General features: G+C 71.6%; 16 protein-coding genes. 9 read left to right on the forward strand and 7 right to left on the reverse strand.

Going from position 1 to position 18,760, the window contains the following annotated elements; all coding sequences use genetic code 11:
- Positions 1-350: 350 nt before the first annotated feature.
- Positions 351-1,595, reverse strand: coding sequence for an MFS transporter (locus NYF13_RS34080; RefSeq protein WP_315662109.1), 1,245 nt, complete (start codon positions 1,593-1,595; stop codon positions 351-353).
- A 133-nt stretch (positions 1,596-1,728) separates the two neighbouring features.
- Between NYF13_RS34080 and NYF13_RS34085 the strand changes: the two genes are divergently transcribed.
- The gene (locus tag NYF13_RS34085) at positions 1,729-3,318 is read left to right on the forward strand and encodes a serine/threonine-protein kinase (RefSeq protein WP_315662110.1); all 1,590 of its coding nucleotides are present in this window, start codon (positions 1,729-1,731) and stop codon (positions 3,316-3,318) included.
- A gap of 65 nt (positions 3,319-3,383) precedes the next feature.
- On the opposite strand, the gene NYF13_RS34090 is transcribed toward NYF13_RS34085, so the two are convergent.
- A complete protein-coding gene (locus NYF13_RS34090; protein ID WP_315662112.1) occupies positions 3,384-4,025 on the reverse strand; it encodes an HAD family hydrolase in 642 nt (213 codons plus the stop codon).
- Positions 4,026-4,294: 269 nt separating this feature from the next.
- Between NYF13_RS34090 and dinB the strand changes: the two genes are divergently transcribed.
- Together dinB and NYF13_RS34100 are read left to right on the forward strand one after the other, a co-directional pair.
- Positions 4,295-5,491: a DNA polymerase IV gene (gene dinB, locus NYF13_RS34095; RefSeq protein ID WP_315662113.1), complete on the forward strand. Its 1,197-nt coding sequence runs from the start codon at positions 4,295-4,297 to the stop codon at positions 5,489-5,491.
- Positions 5,492-5,858: 367 nt separating this feature from the next.
- Positions 5,859-6,713 (forward strand): hypothetical protein, encoded by an 855-nt coding sequence (locus NYF13_RS34100; protein WP_315662114.1) that lies wholly within the window; start codon positions 5,859-5,861, stop codon positions 6,711-6,713.
- A gap of 21 nt (positions 6,714-6,734) precedes the next feature.
- On the opposite strand, the gene NYF13_RS34105 is transcribed toward NYF13_RS34100, so the two are convergent.
- The 3 genes from NYF13_RS34105 to NYF13_RS34115 all read right to left on the reverse strand — a co-directional run bounded on the left by NYF13_RS34105 (position 6,735) and on the right by NYF13_RS34115 (position 9,977).
- Positions 6,735-7,991: a monodechloroaminopyrrolnitrin synthase PrnB family protein gene (locus tag NYF13_RS34105; RefSeq protein ID WP_315662499.1), complete on the reverse strand. Its 1,257-nt coding sequence runs from the start codon at positions 7,989-7,991 to the stop codon at positions 6,735-6,737.
- Between the two features lie 30 nt (positions 7,992-8,021).
- On the reverse strand, positions 8,022-8,420 hold the full coding sequence (locus NYF13_RS34110) for a DUF742 domain-containing protein (RefSeq protein ID WP_315662116.1): 399 nt from the start codon (positions 8,418-8,420) through the stop codon (positions 8,022-8,024).
- Between the two features lie 162 nt (positions 8,421-8,582).
- Entirely contained in the window at positions 8,583-9,977 is a 1,395-nt protein-coding gene (locus NYF13_RS34115) for a sugar porter family MFS transporter (RefSeq protein WP_315662118.1), read from the reverse strand.
- Positions 9,978-10,400: 423 nt separating this feature from the next.
- Here NYF13_RS34115 and NYF13_RS34120 point away from each other — a divergent pair, with 423 nt between their 5' ends.
- From NYF13_RS34120 to NYF13_RS34130, 3 genes are read left to right on the forward strand one after another with little or no spacing between them, the layout of a single operon-like run.
- Positions 10,401-10,697, forward strand: a complete 297-nt coding sequence (locus tag NYF13_RS34120) for a hypothetical protein (RefSeq protein ID WP_315662120.1) — start codon at positions 10,401-10,403, stop codon at positions 10,695-10,697.
- Positions 10,694-12,274 carry an alpha/beta hydrolase gene (locus NYF13_RS34125; RefSeq protein ID WP_315662122.1) on the forward strand — a complete coding sequence of 527 codons (1,581 nt, stop codon included), beginning with the start codon at positions 10,694-10,696 and terminating at the stop codon, positions 12,272-12,274. The genes NYF13_RS34120 and NYF13_RS34125 overlap by 4 nt, the downstream gene beginning before the upstream one ends.
- A 32-nt stretch (positions 12,275-12,306) precedes the next feature.
- Complete coding sequence (locus NYF13_RS34130) at positions 12,307-12,837, forward strand: hypothetical protein (protein WP_315662124.1); 531 nt, start codon at positions 12,307-12,309, stop codon at positions 12,835-12,837.
- Between the two features lie 182 nt (positions 12,838-13,019).
- On the opposite strand, the gene NYF13_RS34135 is transcribed toward NYF13_RS34130, so the two are convergent.
- A complete protein-coding gene (locus NYF13_RS34135) occupies positions 13,020-13,577 on the reverse strand; it encodes a YceI family protein (protein ID WP_315662126.1) in 558 nt (185 codons plus the stop codon).
- Positions 13,578-13,685: 108 nt separating this feature from the next.
- Between NYF13_RS34135 and NYF13_RS34140 the strand changes: the two genes are divergently transcribed.
- The 3 genes from NYF13_RS34140 to NYF13_RS34150 are packed head-to-tail and all read left to right on the forward strand — an operon-like array spanning position 13,686 to position 16,074.
- On the forward strand, positions 13,686-14,177 hold the full coding sequence (locus NYF13_RS34140; RefSeq protein ID WP_315662127.1) for a MarR family transcriptional regulator: 492 nt from the start codon (positions 13,686-13,688) through the stop codon (positions 14,175-14,177).
- Positions 14,174-15,154, forward strand: coding sequence for a glutathione S-transferase C-terminal domain-containing protein (locus tag NYF13_RS34145; protein ID WP_315662128.1), 981 nt, complete (start codon positions 14,174-14,176; stop codon positions 15,152-15,154). The genes NYF13_RS34140 and NYF13_RS34145 overlap by 4 nt, the downstream gene beginning before the upstream one ends.
- Positions 15,155-15,213: 59 nt before the next feature.
- Positions 15,214-16,074: an aldo/keto reductase gene (locus tag NYF13_RS34150; protein WP_315662129.1), complete on the forward strand. Its 861-nt coding sequence runs from the start codon at positions 15,214-15,216 to the stop codon at positions 16,072-16,074.
- A gap of 348 nt (positions 16,075-16,422) precedes the next feature.
- On the opposite strand, the gene NYF13_RS34155 is transcribed toward NYF13_RS34150, so the two are convergent.
- Positions 16,423-18,642, reverse strand: coding sequence for a hypothetical protein (locus NYF13_RS34155; protein ID WP_315662130.1), 2,220 nt, complete (start codon positions 18,640-18,642; stop codon positions 16,423-16,425).
- Between the last annotated feature and the right edge of the window lie 118 nt (positions 18,643-18,760).

The following is an 18,760-nucleotide window of genomic DNA, read 5'->3' on the forward strand; positions in this document are numbered from 1 at the left end:
GGTGCCGTGACGAATGAGGGGAGACGCGCTGTGCGCGACAACAACTGGACCCGCTGAGGCCCGCTGACCAGCCGCGATGCGAGACCGAAGGGAGGCAAGCCCGTGCGCGACAACAACTGGACCTGCTGACGGCCGACGGCCCACCACCCGGCGACGAGCCCGAGAGGAGGCGAGTGCGATGCGCGACAACAACTGGACCGCCTGAAATCCGGTACCCGGCCGAGCGCCATCCCGACGAGGAGGTGAAAGACATGCGTGACAACAACTGGACCCGGTGACGCCGAGCCGTCGCACGGCCACCCGACTCCGGTCCGGGAGGTGAACGAGACGACACCCGGGGTGACCAGCGGTCAGCCCGCAGCGGGCGGTGTGGTCCCGCCGAGGGGGCTTCGGCGGGGCCACGCCGCGCGGGTCCAGGCCGCGGAGGCCAGCGCGGCCACCACCGACCCGGCCGCCGCCGCGACACCGACCACGGCGGTCGGCGCGAGCACCTGCGTGAGGGCGCCCGCGGCGGCGATGCCCACCCCCTGCGCGGCCCGCAGCGCCGCGATCGCGACGCCGATCACCTGGCCCCGCTGCTCCGGCGGTGCGGCCAGGCTGTACTGCACCTGCGTGATGAGGTCGTGCGCGGAGCAGGCTCCGGACAGCGTCCAGAGCCCGACGATCGGGATCAGCCCGGGCGACCAGCCGGTCGGCAGCAGCAGCAGGCTGGTCAGCACCGCGAGCGGGCCCAGCAGCCGCAGCCGGCGCGTCCGCGGGAGCCGGCTGATCAGCAGCGCGCCCAGCACCGTGCCGACCGGGTTCGCGACGAGCAGCCAGCCCAGCGCTCCCGGTCCGCCGAGCTGGGCCGAGATCGGCACCGCCAGACCCTCCGGGATCACGTAGAACCCGCAGCAGCAGGCGATCGCCAGCAACGACCGCAGCTTCCGGTCCGCGGCCACCAGCCGGCAGCCCGCTACGAGCGCGGCGCCTTGCGACAACCGTTGCGGCGCGTGGGAATCCGCCACCGCCACCGGGTACGGCCGCAGCCCCCGGCGCAGGACGACCGCCGAGAGGGCGAAGGTCAGCGCGTCCACCCACAGCGCCCCGGTCACGCCGAGCCAGGCGACCACTGCCGCGCCCGCGCCGAAGCCGATCACCAGTGCGGCCTGGTAGGTCGAGGACAGGACGGCCTGGCCGACCGGCAGCCGGTCCGCGCCCAGCAGGTCCGGCAGCACGGCCTGGCGCGCGGACTGGAACGGGCCCGCGGCCAGCTGGACCACCACGAGCAGCGCCGCGGCGACCGGCCAGGGCAGCCCGGGGATCGCCATCACCGCGACGAGCGCGGCCCGCAGCCCGTCCGCCACGACCATCACCGACCGCCGCGGGTGGCGGGCGGCCAGCCCGCCGAGCGCGCCGCCGAGCAGATCCGGCAGGTAGGTGAGCGCGTAGGCCAGCGCGGCCCAGCCGGCCGAGGCCGTCCGGTCGAACACGAGCACGGTCAGCGCCACCCGGGCGAGCTGGTCGCCGGCTACGGACAGCACGTGGGCCAGCCACAGCGCCCGGAATTCGGCCACTGCGAAGACCTTCCGGAACGTGGGGGCGGCCGGGCTCATGGGATCAGGGTGTCCGGGTCCGGCCCCGAGGGGCAACCCCGGCGAGCTCAGGTGGGTCGTCTGGACCGGCGTGCGGGCGCCGTGAAAAACTTGGTGGTCGCCGTCCGTGAACGCCGCACCGAGGGGTAGTCCGTTGACCGAGGAGAGCCGGCAGGTCGCCGGTCGCTACCAGCTCGTCGAACTCATCGGCAGCGGCGCCATGGGCATGGTCTGGCGCGGGGAGGACAAGATCCTCGGCCGGGTGGTCGCGGTCAAGGAACTGCTCATGCCCGTGAACCAGGGCGAGGAGAAGGTGGCCGAGGCCAAGAGCCGGGCCATGCGCGAGGCCCGGATCGCCGCGCGGCTTCAGCACCCGAACGCGATCTCCGTGTTCAACGTGGTCGAGCACGAGGATCGGCCGTGGCTGATCATGGAGTACCTGCCTTCGCGCAGCCTCTCGGCGAAGCTGCACGAGGACGGCCCGATGACCGTCGACGAGGTCATCCCGGTCGCCGTGCAGCTGGCCGGCGTGCTGGCCGCCGCGCACCGGGCGGGCATCGTGCACCGCGACGTCAAGCCGGGCAACATCCTGCTCGGCGAGGACGGCACGGTGAAGGTCACCGACTTCGGCATCTCCCGCGCCGTCGGCGACGTGACCCTGACCGCCACCGGCGAGATCTCCGGCACCCCCGCGTTCCTCGCGCCCGAGGCGGCCCGCGGCGAGGAAGCGACGTTCCCGTCGGACGTCTTCGCGCTCGGCGCCACGCTGTACATGGCGGTCGAGGGCGCGCCGCCGTTCGGCACCGCCGACAACGCGATCGCGCTGCTGTACCGGGTGTCCTCGGGCGAGATCATCCCGCCGGAGCGGGCCGGACGGCTCGAGCCGCTGCTGCTCAAGCTGCTGGAGCTGAAGCCGGAGGACCGGCCGTCGATGACGGAGGTCCTGGCCGAGCTGCGCGAGCTGGACGGCGGCGTCACCCCGGTCGCGACGGTTCCCGAACCGCTGACCCTGCCCCGGACCAAGCCCGTCGCGCTCGCCGCTTCGGCCTCCGCCGCTGCGGCCGCCGATTCGGAAGCTGCTGGTTCCAAGGCCGGTTCGGAGGCCGCTGATTCGGAGGCTGTGGGTTCCGGGGCGGCCGGCTCCTCCGCCGCCTCGGCCCCGCCGGGAAGCCCGGGGGTGGACCGGAGACGGCGGCCCATGATCCTCGCCGGGATCGGCGCGCTGCTGGTGGTGCTCGCGGTCGTGGCGATCGTGCTCGTGAACCGCAACACCAGCGGCAACACCGCCGGACCCTCGCCGTCCAGCTCCCAGCCGCCGGCTTCCTCCCCGGCCCCGAGCCCGTCCGAGTCACCGGCAACGCCCACGATCCCCACGACGCCGCCCAGCTCGTCCTCGGCGCCCCCGACTTCGTCCAGCGCTCCGCCCTCGTCCAGCGCGAACCCGTCGCAGACCACCGTGCAGGCCCTGCAGAACTACTTCGGCCTGCTGCCGGGGAACACCGACACGGGGTTCACCTTGCTGTCCAAGAACTTCCTCGCCAAACGGGGACAGACCCTGGACAGTTACAAGCGGTACTGGCGGCAGTTCAGCGGCGTCTCGGTGTCGAACGTCCAGCAGACCGGTTCCGACACGCTGAACGCGGATGTCACGTACATCAGGCCCGGTGGCGGCAAGGAGACCGACCCGCACCACTACCGCATGGTGCAGGAAGACGGCGTCTGGAAGATCGACTCCGAGAGCTGAGCCGCTCGGGCACCGGCGTCACGGGAGCACCGGCTCCGCCGGAAATCCGGGTCCGCCGGGGGCTTTCAGCCCAGCAGCAGTTCGATCGCCCCGGCCGCGTCGCCCACGACGTGGTCGGGGGCACCGTCGTCCTGGGGCCAGCGGCGGCCACGGTGGACCCACACCGTGTGCAGGCCCGCGGCGCGGCCGCCGGTGATGTCCGCCGCGGCGGAGTCGCCGACCATCCAGCCGCCGTCGAGCGGGGCTTCGCACCGTCCGGCGGCGATCTCGAACAGCCGCCGGTCGGGTTTGCCGACGCCTTCGTGCGCGGAGATCGCCCAGCCGTCGACCATCCCGGCGAGACCCGTGCGGACGAGGGTGCCCAGTTGTTCATCGGCGTCGCCGTTGGTGACCACGCCGATCCGCCAGCCTGCGGCGCGCAGCCGCGGCAACCCGCAGCGCACGCCCGGGACCACGGGGATCAACGCGGAGTTGCGCTCACGGAAGTCCTCGATCAGCTCCGCCACGCTCTCCGACAGCGAGAACCGTGCGCGAACCGCGGCGAAGAACGTGTCCCGCGGCTCCAGCCCGTCACGATCGGCGGCCACCAGCCATTCGGCGTCTTCGGGGCCGAGCCGGTGGTCGGCGCAGAACTCCCAGGCCCACCGGCGAAGCCCCTCGGCCCGGTCGACCAGGGTGTTGTCGAGGTCGAACAGCACCAGCCGCACGGGAACAAGCCTAAGCCGACCCTCCCCGGCCCCGCACGCCGACCAGCCCCGGACGCCCCGGCCGGCGCACCGCCGCGTCCACCCGGGGTAGCGGTGTTGCTCCGAACGCCGGAGGCGGACATCCGCCGCACCCCGTGCGCTCGTCGCCGACCGCTCTCGCATCCTGCTCACTGAGTCGGACTGGTCCTGCTCAGCTTGCCGATTTTTCCGTCGGATTGCTCCATTGGAGTGACGGGATGCCGGTTTTCGTCGGTGCTGGATGCGAACATATGTTCGTGACGAGCGAAGGACCCATCCTCCACGCCGACCTCGACGCGTTCTACGCGTCGGTCGAGCAGCGCGACGATCCCCGGCTCCGTGGCCGGCCGGTGATCGTCGGCGGCGGCGTGGTGCTGGCGGCGAGTTATGAGGCGAAGGCGTGCGGCGTGCGCACCGCGATGGGCGGGGCGCAGGCCCGGCGGCTGTGTCCCCAGGCGGTGGTGGTGCCGCCGCGGATGCCGGCCTACAGCGCGGCGAGCAAGGCCGTGTTCGCGGTCTTCCGCGACACCACGCCGATGGTGGAAGGGGTGTCGATCGATGAGGCGTTCCTGGACGTCGGCGGGTTGCTGCGGATAGCGGGCTCGCCGTCGCGCATCGCGGCGCGGCTGCGTTCGGAAGTGCTGGGCGCGGTCGGGCTGCCGATCACGGTGGGCGTCGCGCGGACGAAGTTCCTCGCCAAGGTCGCGAGCGGCGTCGCGAAGCCGGACGGGCTGCTGGTGGTGCCGCACGGCCGGGAGCTGGAGTTCCTGTACCCGCTGCCGGTGGAGCGGTTGTGGGGAGTGGGGAAGGTGACGTCGGCGAAGCTGCGGGAGCGGGGCGTGCACACGGTGCGGCAGGTGGCGGCGATGCCGGAGGTGGACCTGGTCTCGCTGCTCGGCCGGGGTCCGGGCCTGCACCTGCACGCACTGGCCCGCAACCGGGATCCGCGGCCGGTCCAGCCGGCCCGTCGCCGTCGTTCGATGGGGTCCCAGCGCGCGCTCGGCCGCCGTCGCCGCTCGATGGCCGAGCTGGACGAGATCGTGGTGGCCACCGTCGACCGCCTCGCGCGCCGTCTGCGCGCGGCGAAACGGGTCTGCCGCACGGTGGTCCTGCGCCTGCGTTTCGCGGACTTCAGCCGGGCGACGCGCTCGCGGACGCTGGTGAAGCCGACGGACCACACGGAGACCATCCTGGCGACGGCCCGCCGGCTGCTGCGGGAATCGCAGTCGCTGGTCCACGACCGGGGGCTGACGCTGATCGGGGTCTCGCTGTCCAATTTGGATGGTGACGGCTCGGTGCAGCTGGCCCTGCCGTTCGACGCCGCGGACGGCGACGAGCTGGACACGACGCTGGACGGGCTGCGCGACCGGTTCGGCGCGGGCGCGGTCACCCGCGCGGCCCTGCTGGGGTACGAGGCGGGAGTGGAGGCGCCGTTGCTGCCGGATTGAGCCCGGACCCGGAAGCCGATCGTAGGACCCGGCGAACGGAGGCACGGGGTGCCCGCCACGGACCGCCCACCACGCGCAGACCGCGAACGACCGGTCGCGGCCCACGGACCGCGGCCCACAGTCCACCGCGCACCGATCGCAGGCGGTAGCTCGCAGTTGGCCTGCCGCGGGCGTCGGATGCTCGCGCCCCGGGCAGCCCGCCCCGCCTAGGGTTGCCGGTGACTGGGGGGCGGCTCGTGGGCGGGCGTGGGCAGGGTGAAAGCCGTGTAACGAACCACGGGGTTCTGACGACGGAGGGACCGTCGACCGCTTCCACCTGCCTCCCGAAATGTCACGTCGGTACTTCCCCGAACGAAATAGGAATGACATGAGCCTGCTGAGACGACGGCGGATCACCACGATTCTGTCGATGGCGGCAGCCGCCGTGGTGATGGTGTTCGGGGCGCCGGGGGTGGCGTCGGCCGACACGCCGACCAGTGCGGTCGTCGTGAGCCAGACGACACTGTCGCGCGGGGCGACCTTCACGGTCACCGAAACGATCTACAACCCGGAGAACTTCATCGTCAGCGGGGCCAAGCCCGCGCTCTACGGCCAGGAGGCGGCGATCACCGACGTCGCCGACCTGGTGTCCTGCGACGTCGCCTGCGGGGCGCTGGGCAGCAGCTACCGGGCCGTGGTCGGGGATCTCGCGCCGTTGCAGAGCGCCACCGTCACGTTCACGCTCAAGGTCAAGGACACCGCGCCGCTCGGTGCTTTGACGCTGCAGCACCAGTTCGTCGGTGACAACTACGCGTTCGACATCCTCGACGGTGCCGCGCTCACCGTCGGGCCGGCGGCGGGCTCGGCCGACGTCGCCGTGTCGCTGGCCGCTTCGTCGGACGGGCTGCTGGCCTCGCAGGCCACCTACACGATCACCGCGGCCAACCACGGGCCGGACGCGGCCACCGGCGTCAAGCTCCAGGCGAGCCTGCCGTCCGGGCTGGTGTTCTCGAAGTCCTCGTCCTGCACCGCCTCCGGGCGCACGGTGAACTGCACCGTCCCGTCGATCCCGTCCGGGTCTTCGGCCAAGGCGAGCTTCACCGCCGAGGCCGAGCTGCTCACCATCGGCACCTTCACCACTTCGGTCCAGCGGCAGCAGAGTTCCCCCGCGGACCCGAATGCCGCCAACGACCGGGCTTCGCGTTCCTGCTCGGCCATCACCAGCCTGCTCTTGAGCTGCTGACGGCGGTTCGACGACCGGAGGTCACCGCGGGGAGACGGCGGGTGAGGGGTCGGAAATCAACGAGCGCAAGCGTTCCAGCGCTGCTCGCGCCGTCGGCACCCCGGGCCGGTCGCGGGCCGAGCGGAGGTCGCTCAACCGCGAAAGGGCCGCGACGACCACGTCCAGCGGAGGACCGCTGGCGGTGATGCCGCTCAGCCGTTCGGCCGGGGCCTGCTCCGCCGGGACCACGAGGAACGGCTTGACCAGCCGGTGGTGGTGGTAGGTGGAGGCGGCGCCGTGGGCGCGGCAGACGGCCAGGAACAGCTCGGCGTTGCGCCGCAGCCGGGGTCCGGGTTCGGGTTCGCGCAGGAACCGGGCCAGCAGTGATTCCTCGTCGACGACCGCGCGCAGCAGCGCTTGGTCTTCGGGAGCGAGGTAAGCGTACTTTTCCGCGATTACGTTCTGGTAGAAGGGATCCCGGGTGTCGCCGAGGCCGAGCAGCAGATCGAGCTCGTTGATCGCGGAGAAGTCGCCCGCGTTCGCGCCGCGGTACTCGACCGGGCCCACGCGGTGGGACTTGAAGTAGGGCCGGATGTTGAAGAAGAACCGGTCGACGTCCAGCGCCCGGCCCAGGTCCTGGGTGAACCGCAGCACGTCCTCCAGCGCGGACAGCGCCGTCTCCAGCAGGTACGTGGTCAGCGGATTGGACACGCCCATGGGCGGGATGCGGCGCAGCGCGTCGGCGGCCCGCTGGTACGCGAGCACGGCGAGGCCGTTGCTCGTCAGGAAAACGGTTTCGTCCGGCAGTGCGGTGAAGGTCTGGTAGCGGTCGCGGACCGCCGGGTTGTACAGCGCCTGGTGCGCGAACACGAACCGCGGCGCCACGCCGAGCGCCGAACCCAGCCGCTGCGCCAGCGACCACACCGGCTCGAACGACGCGGTGTTCCCGGGCGGCCCGGCGCCATGGGCGGGTGCACTGCTGCCGGAGGCAGCGTCTTCGAAAGACGCAGTGTCCTCGGAAAGCGCAGTCACCTCGTGTCGCCGGCAGGCGGCCAGGTAGAAGCCCACCATGCCGAGCAACTGGTACTTCTCCCGGCTCGCCGGTGGCAGCGGTCCGGCGGCGGACACCGCGCGGATCAGGTGGCTGCCCTCGGCCACCAGTGCCTGTTTGACCTTCTCCAGCTCCGGCCGCCGGTGGACGATCTCCCGCCGTTCGGCGAAGTAGGCTTCTTCCAGCTCGGTGTTGTGCTCGACGAACTCGGTCCGGATCCACCGGTCGAGCCGGGCCACCGCGGTCATCACCGTCACCGGGCCGACTCTAACCGAGCCCTACAGCCGGTCCAGCCCGTCGAGCACGCGGTCCAGCACCTCGGTGCGGGCCTCCGAGGCGTAGGTGCCGACCGGCTGGTGCGCCCGCAGCAGCCGTTCCGCCAGCAGGTCTTCCACGAGGGTGCGGGTGGTGCCGAGCGGCAGGCCCAGGTGGGCCGACAGCTCCACCACCGACATCGTGGCCACGCACAGCTCGCAGACCCGGGCGTACCGGTCCCACAGCAGCCGCCGCAGCCGGTAGCCCTGTTCGGTGGTCGAGACCAGGGTCTCCAGGGCGAGCTGGTGGGCGGTCCGCGGTGGGATCGTCCCGGGGGCAGGCGGCCGGTCCGGCGCCGGTTCGCCGGGGTCGGGCAGCCGGTGGCGTCCCGTAGCCGGCCCGCGGCCGGGGAACTCGCTCACGGCGGCACCTCCTCGGGCTCAGGAGGGCAGTACAGCACCGTGCTCGCGTCCGGGCCAAGGACAAGTGCGCGAAAGCCGTCCGAAGTGGACCCGAAAACACTTCCGCACCGGGCGCGGAGGGGGGAAGGGGCCCGCCGCGCCCGGCCGCCGCGCCGGAAGGATTCAGGCCGCCTCCACCGCGCCTCGGCGGCCACCGCGCAGGTCCAGCTCGATCTGCTCCAGCGTGCGTCCCTTGGTTTCCGGGACCAGCCACCGGGTGAGCGCGAACAGCACCACGTTGATGGCCGCGAACAGGAACATCGAGCCGCCGATGCCGAGCACGCCCGGGTCGGAGATGATCGGGAAGACCGCGCTGATCACGCCGGTCGCCGCCCACAGCACCACGCTGCTGACGCCCATGCCCGCGGCGCGGACCTTGAGCGGGAAGACCTCGGCCATCATCACCCACACCACCGCGCCCCAGCCCAGCTCGTAGCCGACCAGGTAGAGCACCATCGCCACGAGCATCAGGACGCCCTTGGTGCCGGTGTCGTGCACCAGGTGCACGACCAGCCCGGCGGCGACCAGCGTGAGCACCATGATCACGTTGCCGATCAGCAGCAGCGGCTTGCGGCCCCAGCGGTCGACGACGAAGACCACCCACGCGGTGAACAGGAACTTGGTCACGCCCAGCAGCACGCCGGACAGCAGCGCCGCCTGGGTGGCGAAGCCGAGGCCGATCAGCATGGTCGGGAAGTACGCGTTCACCGCGTTGACACCGCTGAACTGCTGGCCGACGGCGAGCAGCAGGCCGACGACGAGCATCGGCCGGACCATCGGCGTGAGCAGGTCGCGGAAGCGGGTCTTCGCGGTTTCGGTGTCGAGGCGGATGACCTCGCGGATGGTGCCGATCTCCTCGTCCACGTTCACCGAGGTGCCGTGCGAGCTGATCAGCACGGACCGAGCCGCGTCCTCCTCGCCCTGGGCCACCAGCCAGCGCGGGGTCTCGGGCAGGAAGAGCAGGCCGATCAGCAGGACGGCGGCGGGCACGACGGCACCGGCGAACATCAGCCGCCAGTTGCCGGACGGGCCGAGGCCGTAGCTGACCAGGAACGCGATCAGGATGCCGAGCACGATGAAGATCTGGTTCAGCGCACCCATCGCGCCGCGCAGGCGGGCCGGGGCCAGTTCCGAGAGGTAGGTCGGCACGGTGGAGGAGGAGAATCCGATGCCGACGCCGATCACCAGCCGGGCGACGATGAGCAGGGCGAAGGTCGGGGAGACGCTCGCCGCGACGGTGCCGGCGATGACGATGACCGCGGCCACCATGATCGTGCGGCGGCGGCCCAGTTTTTCGTTCAGGCGGGGGGAGAAGATCGCGCCGGCGATCGCCCCGGCCGACAGGCTGGCGGTGATCACGCCCTTGTCCCAGCCGGTCAGGCTCCAGGCCTTGCCGATGAACGGCAGCACTCCCGAGATCACCCCGAGGTCGTAGCCGAACAGGATGCCGCCGAGGGCACCGAAGAAGTACAACGTGGTCCTGCTGATGGGCCGCCGCGCTGCGGCTGTCTGGGTCATGACCGAGCCGTCTCTCTTCTGGGACCGGCCGGTGCCGGCTCCGCGAAGGAGCGGGATCGGGCCGGTGGGTTCCGATGGCCGGTGTTCCGGGCTTCAGCGCGCGCCGCAGCGCCCACCGGGCAGGGCTGTGAGACGGCTGTCTCTCCCTGCCGCCAACGCCTTTCCTCGTTGCCGATGGTGCAGCCGCTCAGGGTCGGCGCGATCCGACGAACTTCGCCGTACACAGTCACACGGGGTCCATCGGCGGGCAATACACCGGCTGATAACTATTCAGTCACGTGACCATTGTTCACATATGTGGATAGAACTGCGGAGGAATTGCCCAGGTCAGCGGGGTTACGGGGCGATTCACCTTTTCGGGAACCGGGAAATCCCCGCCTCCGTCGTACGGGCGTTCTGCGGTCGGGCTGGGGAAGGGGTGTCATGGGCGCCGGTTTCGAGGTGGTTCCCGCGTCGGTGGGCGAGTCGGCCGAGCGGGCGCATCGGGCGGCCGCGGCGGTGCGGCCGGTGGACCTGGCGGGGGCGTTGTCCGGGGTGCCGGCGGGACTGCCCGGCGGTGCGAGCGCCGAAGCGGCGGCGCGGCTGGCCGAGGTGTGGGGCCACGCCCGGACGAGGTGGATTTCGGACGTCGAGGTCTACGGTGGCCGGCTCGACCGGGCCGCCCGCGGCTACCGCGGCGCCGATGAGCGGGCCGGCGCCGACATCCAGTCCGCCCGATGATCACCTGGGCCGCGGTCCGGCGCTGGGACGGCACCGCACTCGGCGGGGTGGCCGACGCGCTCAACGACCGGTGCGCCCGCCTCGTCGCGGCCGGTGACGGTCTGGCGGAGTTCGACGGCTGGACCGGTGACGCCGCCGGGTCGGCCGCCGCTCGCGGTACCGCGTTGACCGCCGCGCTGGAGCAGTGGGTCGCCGAGGCTTCGGCCGTGCGGCGGGCCGCGCACGAGGCGCAGGTGGTGGTCGAACGGCTGTCCGCGCACGTCCGGGAGACCGAGGAACTGGCCTTGCGCAACGGTTTTCGCATCGACGACGGCGGGCGCCCCACCGCGTTGCCCAGCCTGGCACCGCCCGCCGTCCGGCGGCGCGCACAGCAGGAGCTGGCCGACCGGGTCGAGCAGATCCTGCGCCAGGCCGCGGAGGCCGACGCCGACTTCGCGGCCGTCCTCACCCGCGCCGCGAACGGCCAGATCACCGACCAGGGCCCGGCCACGTCGGCGCAGGCCGTCGACGCGAGCGCGGCGCTGGGCGGCCCGACAATGCCGGCCCCGCCGCCGGGAGGCACGCCGGGGGACAACCGGGCGTGGTGGGACGGCCTCCCGGACACCGTGCAGGCCGCGGTCCTGCGGGACGCCCCGGACCTCGTGCGCAACCTCGACGGCATCCCGGTCGTCGACCGTGACGCGGCCAATCGCGTTGTCCTGCAACGGGAAACCAGCCGGTGGCAGGGCGACCCGAGTGAGGCCGCGAAGGCGAAGCGGCGTGGCCTCGAAGCCATCCGGACCCGGCTCGACGCGGCCGGGCCCGGTCAGCCGCGGGCGTACCTGGTCGGCCTCGACACCGGCGGCCAGGGCCGGGCGATCGTCGCGGCCGGCAACCCGGACACCTCGGTGAACGTCGCCACCTCGGTGCCCGGCACCGGGAGCGAGCTGTCCAAGATCGGCGGTGACCTCGACCGCTCCGACAAGATGTGGCGATCGGCGACGATGGCGGGCTCACCGTCGACGTCCGTGATCACCTGGCTCGGCTACGACGCACCCGACCAATTGTGGGACGCGGCCAGCGAAAAGTACGCGGACAACGGCAAAGCGGCGTTGTCCGGTTTCGAAGACGGCCTGCGCGCCTCGCACGACGGGCCGCCTTCGCACAACACCGTGGTGGGCCACAGTTACGGCACCACGGTGGTCGGCCACGCCGCGCGCGACGGCGGGCTGAACGCCGACGACGTCATCTTCGTCGCCAGCCCCGGCGTCGGCGTCGACCACGCGAACGAGCTGCACCTCGACGGCGTCAGCCCGCAGGACGTCGGCCGGCACGTGCACTCCACCGTCGCCGAGCACGACCTGATCCGGCTGTCCAACCTCGGCCTCCGGGGGCACGACGTGGCGCTGGGCCCGTCCCCGGCGGACGCCGACTTCGGGGGGCGGGTCTTCGCCTCGGCGCCCGGCACCGAGGGCCCGTGGTACGAGGGCGGGTTGAGCGGCGCCGCGCACAGCCAATACTGGGAGGACAACAATCCCGCCCTGCGCAGCTTCGGCCGGATCATCGCGGGGCTGGATCAGCGAAGGAATGCGGCGTGAAACCGCCGTCACGACTCCCCGGAGGTGAAGCCGTGAAGCCCGCACTCACCGAACAGCAGGCCTACGACCTCGTCGAGGCCCACGTCCGCGCGGCCTTCGGGGCCCTGCCGGACTTCGCCGGGCGGGTGCTGTTCTCACGCAGCCGGTCCGAATGCGCCGACCCGACCGACGGCGGACCGGCCGGCCGGTACGAGATCTCGGCGACCTACGAGGTGACCGGCCTCGATCCGGCGGACTTCGGCGAGCACATCGACGCCCTGGTCGCCTGGGGGCTGGAGTACGGCTTCACCGTGCTCGCCGACCACCGGCCCGCGGACCAGTACGTGTTCGCGCGGCACGAAACCGACGGCTTCGACCTGTCGGTGCAGGCCGGCGAACCCGGCCGGCTCTACCTCGGGGCGACCTCGCCCTGCGTCTGGCCGGACGGGGAGCCGCCCGCGCCTTCACCCCCGCCGCCGCCGGTGGAGCCGGCGCCGGTCGCGAAACCGCGCCCGCGCCGGGAGACCGTGGACGACGAGGACTTCGGCGACACCGACTGGTCGGACGGTGGACCGGCCTACTGACCCCAGCCAGCCGGAGGTCCCGATGACCGGCACCCGGAAGGACGCCGAGAACGGCAGCGCCCTGTCGAGGTCACCGCGTGCTCGTCCAGCTCCCGGCTGGGAACGCCGAACGGGCCGGTCGGCCGACCGAAGTCGGCGGACCGGCCCGGCGCGACCCGGTCAGCCGGGACCGGGGAGGAGGGTCAGGCGTTCTTGATCGCCGAGATCTCGAACTCGAGCGTGATCTTGTCGGAAACCAGCACGCCGCCGGTCTCGAGCGCGGCGTTGAAGCTGATGCCGTAGTCGCTGCGCTGGATCGCGGTCGAGCCCTCGAAGCCGGCGCGCTCGTTGCCGTACGGGTCCTTGGCGGAGCCCTCGAACTCGAACGGGATGGTGACGGACTTGGTGACGTCCTTGATGGTCAGGTCGCCGGTCACGTCGAAGCCGGAGTCGCCGGTGTGGGTGATCTCGGTCGAGGTGAAGGTGATCTGCGGGTACTGCTCGATCGCCAGGAAGTCGTTGGTGCGCAGGTGACCGTCGCGGTCGGCGTTGCGGGTGTCGATGCTCTTGGTCTCGATGGTGATCTGCGCGGTCGACTTCGACGGCTCGTCGCCGTCGATGGTGAAGGAACCGGCGAACTCGTTGAACGAGCCACGCACCTTCGTCACCATCGCGTGGCGCGCGACGAAGCCGATGCGGGAGTGGGCGCCGTCGATCGTGTACTCGCCGGTGTGCTGGGTGAAGGTGGTCGCGCTGGTCATGAACTTCTTCTTCCTCCGGGGGTCCACCCCCAGGTTGTTGAGGGCTCAACAAAGACTGTAGCGGAGTTCAACTGATTGCGCGAGCAAGTTTCGGGTAACCTCGTCCGCATGGTGGACGTGAGCCCGCTGACCAGCGAGGAACAGGCGATGTGGCGGCCGCTGACCCGGATCGTCACCGTGCTGCCCCGGGCGCTGGAAGACCAGTTCGTGAACGACACCGGTGTGTCGATGACCGACTACACCGTGCTCGTCTCGCTGTCGGAGGCCCCGGACGGCCGGCTGCGCCTGACCGGCCTGGCCCACGCCGCGGCGCTGTCGCTGAGCCGGATCAGCCGGGTGATCGACAGCCTGGTCCGCCGGGGGCTGGTGGCCAAGTCCCGCTGCGCGAGCGACGGGCGCGCCGCCAACGCCACCCTCACCGAGCTCGGCCGGGCGAAGCTGGCCGAGGCCTACCCGGGCCACCTGGCGCGGGTGCGGGCGTACCTGTTCGACCACCTCACCCCGGCCGAGGTGCTGGCCGCCGGCCCGATCCTGGCGCGGCTCGCGGCGGCGCTGGAGGCTCAGGGGCCCGTCCCGAACGCGACGAAAGCAGAGTCATGACCGGTGAGTTCAAGCGTGACCAGAACTACCTGCCCGACCGCATTACCGCCGACGGCCGCGACGGCTGGCCGGTGGAGGCGGGCCGCTACCGGCTGGTGATCGCCCGCGCCTGCCCGTGGGCCAACCGCGCGGCCATCGTCCGGCGGCTGCTGGGCCTGGAAGACGCCCTCTCGCTCGGGCTCTGCGGGCCGACGCACGACGAGCGGAGCTGGACCTTCGACCTCGACCCCGGCGGCCGCGATCCGGTGCTGGGCATCGAGCGGCTGCAGGAGGCGTTCTTCCGGCGTGACCCCGATTACCCGCGCGGCATCACCGTGCCCGCGATCGTGGACCGGCCCAGCGGCCAGGTGGTGACCAACGACTTCAAGCAGATGACCCTCGACCTCTCCGGCGAGTGGCGGGAGCACCAGCGCGAGGGCGCGCCCGAGCTGTACCCCGAGCCGCTGCGCGACGAGATCGACGACGTCTCGGAGAAGGTGTTCCGCGATGTCAACAACGGCGTCTACCAAGCGGGCTTCGCCACCACGCAGGAGGCGTACGAGCAGGCCTACCGCGCGCTGTTCGATCGCCTCGACTGGCTGTCCGACCGGCTCGCCGGGCAGCGCTACCTGGTCGGCGACACGATCACCGAGGCCGACGTCCGCTTGTTCCCCACACTGGTGCGGTTCGACGCGGTCTACCACGGGCACTTCAAGTGCAACCGGCAGAAGCTGAGCGAGATGCCGGTGCTCTGGGCCTACACCCGTGACCTGTTCCAGACCCCGGGTTTCGGCGACACCATCGACTTCGAGCAGATCAAGGAGCACTACTACGTGGTGCACCGCACGGTGAACCCGACGGGAATCGTGCCGCTCGGCCCGGACCCGTCCGGGTGGCTCACCGCGCACGGCCGCGAGGAGCTGGGCGGGCGTCCCTTCGGCGACGGCACCCCGCCCGGTCCGCCGCCGCCGGGGGAGCGCGTGCCGCCGCTGGGATGACGCCGGGATCGACCCCGGCCGAGAGCAAAGAGCAGTAGCCAATCACCAGGAGGAAGTCCATGCAGACCCGCCGCATCGGCGATGTCGATGTCAGCTCCATCGGTCTCGGCGGCATGCCGATGTCCATCGAAGGCCGGCCGGACGAGGAGCGTTCGGTGGCCACCATCCACGCCGCGCTGGACGCGGGCATCACCCTCTTCGACACCGCGGACGCCTACCACCGCGATGCCGGTGAGGTCGGCCACAACGAATCCCTGATCGCCCGCGCGATCGCGAGCCACGGCGGCGACACCTCGAACGTGCTCGTCGCCACCAAGGGCGGCCACCTACGCCCGGGAGACGGCTCGTGGACGCTCAACGGCTCGCCCGAGTACCTCAAGCAGGCGGCCGACGCCTCGCTCAAGCGCCTCGGCGTCGAAGCGATCGGGCTGTACCAGTTCCACCGCCCCGATCCGAACGTGCCCTACGGCGAGTCGGTCGGCGCGATCCGGGACCTGCTCGACGCGGGCAAGATCCGCTTCGCCGGCATTTCCAACGCCAACCCGGAGCAGATCAAGCAGGCCAACGACATCCTCGGCGGCCGGCTGGTGAGCGTGCAGAACCAGTTCTCGCCGGCCTTCCGCTCCAGCGAGCCGGAGCTGGAGCTGTGCGCGGAACTCGGCATCGCGTTCCTGCCGTGGAGCCCGCTCGGCGGCATCACCAAGGCGAGCGAGCTGGGCTCGCGCTTCGCGCCCTTCGCCGAAGTGGCGAAGGCGCACGGGGTCAGCCCGCAGCAGGTGACGCTGGCCTGGATGCTGGCCAAGGCGCCCATCGTGATCCCGATCCCGGGTTCTTCCCGCCCGGAAACCACCCGCGCCTCGGCGCAGGCGGCCGCCCTGAGCCTGACCGCGGACGAGGTCGCCACCCTCGACGCCGCTTGACGGTTCGCGTGGCCACCCCCCGGCGGCGAGGGTGGCCACGCGAGTTCAGCGCCTGAAGTCCTCTACAGGCCGCGCCTCGCGGCTCCGTGATGTCGACGCCGAACTTGGTCTGCATCGCGAGGCGGTTGGAGGGGCTAGGGGGCGGCTCCGCGCTGAGAGCGGTGAAGGGTGCGCTTTCGAGCTACAGCGCGTTATCCATCCAGACAGCTCCTGTGCCCGCCGAGTGCGGCCGTCCGCCGGGGCCGGGGAAGTCGCTGGCCAGGAGGTCGCGTGCGGCTTCGGGGCAGCGGCACGTCCCCGTACTGGTCGAGGTTGGTCGTCGCGGAGGGCACCCGGGCCCGAAGAACTTCAGCCCGGCAGGGTCAGATCGCCGGACTTGCGGATGTCGACCAGGGCCGGCCACGCCCAGTGCGGGTCGAGCGCGAGGTGCTGCCGGGCGACGGCCAGCCGGTGAAGGTCTGCGGTGAGGCGCTCCTCGGTGAGGGCGTCGGTGAAGATGTCCAGCAGGGTCGCGCAGAAGAGCACGAAAGCGCTGCTGTGCCAGCGAAGCCGGTTGACCTCGTCCGAGAGGTCCTGATCGGCCCCCGCGTTCAGCTCCGCGGCGAGAGCCGCCAGCTCGACGGCGTTGCCGGTTTCCGGGATGCGCAACAGTTTCGACCACAAGTCGGTCAGCGCCTCGCTGTGCTCCAAACCGCGGGCCTGGCTGAGGAACGCGCCCGCCTTCGTCGTCAGCTCGGCGCGGACGAGGAGGCCCGCCACGATCGAAAGCGTCGGCTGGTAGCACTCGGTGGTCACGTCCACCAGATCGATGGTGGTGCGCCTCAGATCGCGGGGGAGGCCGCCGGACAGGCAGTGGCACAGGAAGGAGAACTGCTCGCTGATTCCCGGCAGCCGGTCCGAGATCCACAACCGGCTTTCGTCCAAGGTGAACGGTTCGAGGCGGACCAGCTCGGAGAACGCGCTGTCGAACGCGTCGCGTACGGCCAGCCCGCGCCGTTCGAAGCTGAGCACCGCGTCGTCGGAGACGGCCACGAAGAACAGGCAGCCGGGCACGCCGAAGATGCCCTTGACGTCGTTCACCAGCCGGTGCGCTTTTTCCGGCTCGCCGATCTTGTCCAGCTCGTCGATGGCCACCACCACCCGATCGGTGACGTTCTCCTTCCGCAGCGTTCCGGCGCTACGCCGGGCGAACTCCCGGAAGCCCGCCACCACCTCGGGGTGGGTCAGCTGCTGTTCGGCTCGTTGCGTGGCGCGGGTGCGGCCGAGGTCGGCGCCCGCGGGCAGGGTGAGCTTTCCCGACCAGCCGCTGGTGTGGGTCTGCAGGAACCGGATCCGGTCGAGTTGCTCCCGCGCGTCGGCGAGCAGCCGCCGAAGCCGCCCGCGCCGCCCGGCCGAAATCCGCCGCCCCACCCCGGTGAGCGCGACGGCCACCAGCCACAACGCGAACGCCGCCACCAGGACCAGCGCGACCCGGTGGCTGACCGGCTGGTCCGTCCACAGCCGCGACGGCGTCGTCCGATTCTGCTCGAGCACCTGCCCCAGCTCGGCCGGGAAAGCGAGCAACGAGCCGCCCCACAGCCAACTCCCGGCGCCCCAGCCGACTGCGGTCGCGACAACGACGTCGACCAGCCCGCGAACCACCGACCGCCACCCTCGCGCCGGTTCGCCGACCCGGGCACGGACGAGGTCGAGCACCGCCTTGCACAGCAGCGCGTGCAGGTGAAGCACGAAGTCCCGCGCATCGTAGTCGGCCGGCGCGGACGCCACCACGACCAATGGCGCGGACGCCGCACTGCTGTGGATGAGGCCGTTCTGCATGGATTGGATCGCGGTCGTCTTGCCGACCCCGCGCGGCCCACCGAGTGCCACCGCCCCGGTGTCGGCCCGCTCCAGGATCCGCCGTAGCCGTTTCGCCGCCGGAGTGGGCACGATCAGCAGGGCTTCCTCGTCGTACAGGCTCTGCTGATCGCCGAGGACGAGCTTGGTTCCGTAGTGGCATCGGCGGTGGGCGGTGATGTAGGTGCGCAGGCGCGGGAGGACCAGTTCGGTGAGGAACTGACCGCGATGGTCTCCGAGTCGCAGCTGCCGCTCGTCGGTCACGACGAGGCCGAAATCGTCCAAGCCGAGCCATGCGCCGAACCAGGGGACACGACCGACCGCCAGCCGCGCGGTCAGGATCAGCACACAGCCGAGGCCGATGACCGCGAAGATCTGCAAGTACGGCGGCAAAGCGGTCCAGGCCCCTCGGAGCAGGCTCACGTAGCCGACGCCCGGCAACGCGGCCAGGCCCAGCCAGCCGATCTCGCCCACGGTCAGCTTCCGTTCCGGCCGTGGGGTGTTCGGCCGCCGGTCGTACCGGGCCTGGAAAAGGTGGATCCCGGCCAGCAGCGACTCGTCCTGCAGCAGGTGGGCTCGCGCGTCTTCGCGGCGGACGGACTCCCGGTGCAGGGCCGAGCTGATCTCGCTGGTGGCCAGGCCCTCCTCCACGAGCAGCTCCAGTGCCAGCCGCGCGGTCCAGGAATCGAAGTCGGTGAGCAACTCGTCGAGGTGCGAGTCCTCCGTCGTCATCCGGACATGCTCCCACTAACCACCTCATCTCAGTGGCCCGTCGACCACTGGTTGAGGTCGCCCCCAGATGAAGTTGTCCCCCCACCGTTCCCCCCCCCGGCTGACATGGCCGGGAGGA

Origin of the sequence: Amycolatopsis sp. PS_44_ISF1 (assembly GCF_032335455.1) — a bacterium.
Classification (GTDB): Bacteria; Actinomycetota; Actinomycetes; order Mycobacteriales; family Pseudonocardiaceae; genus Amycolatopsis.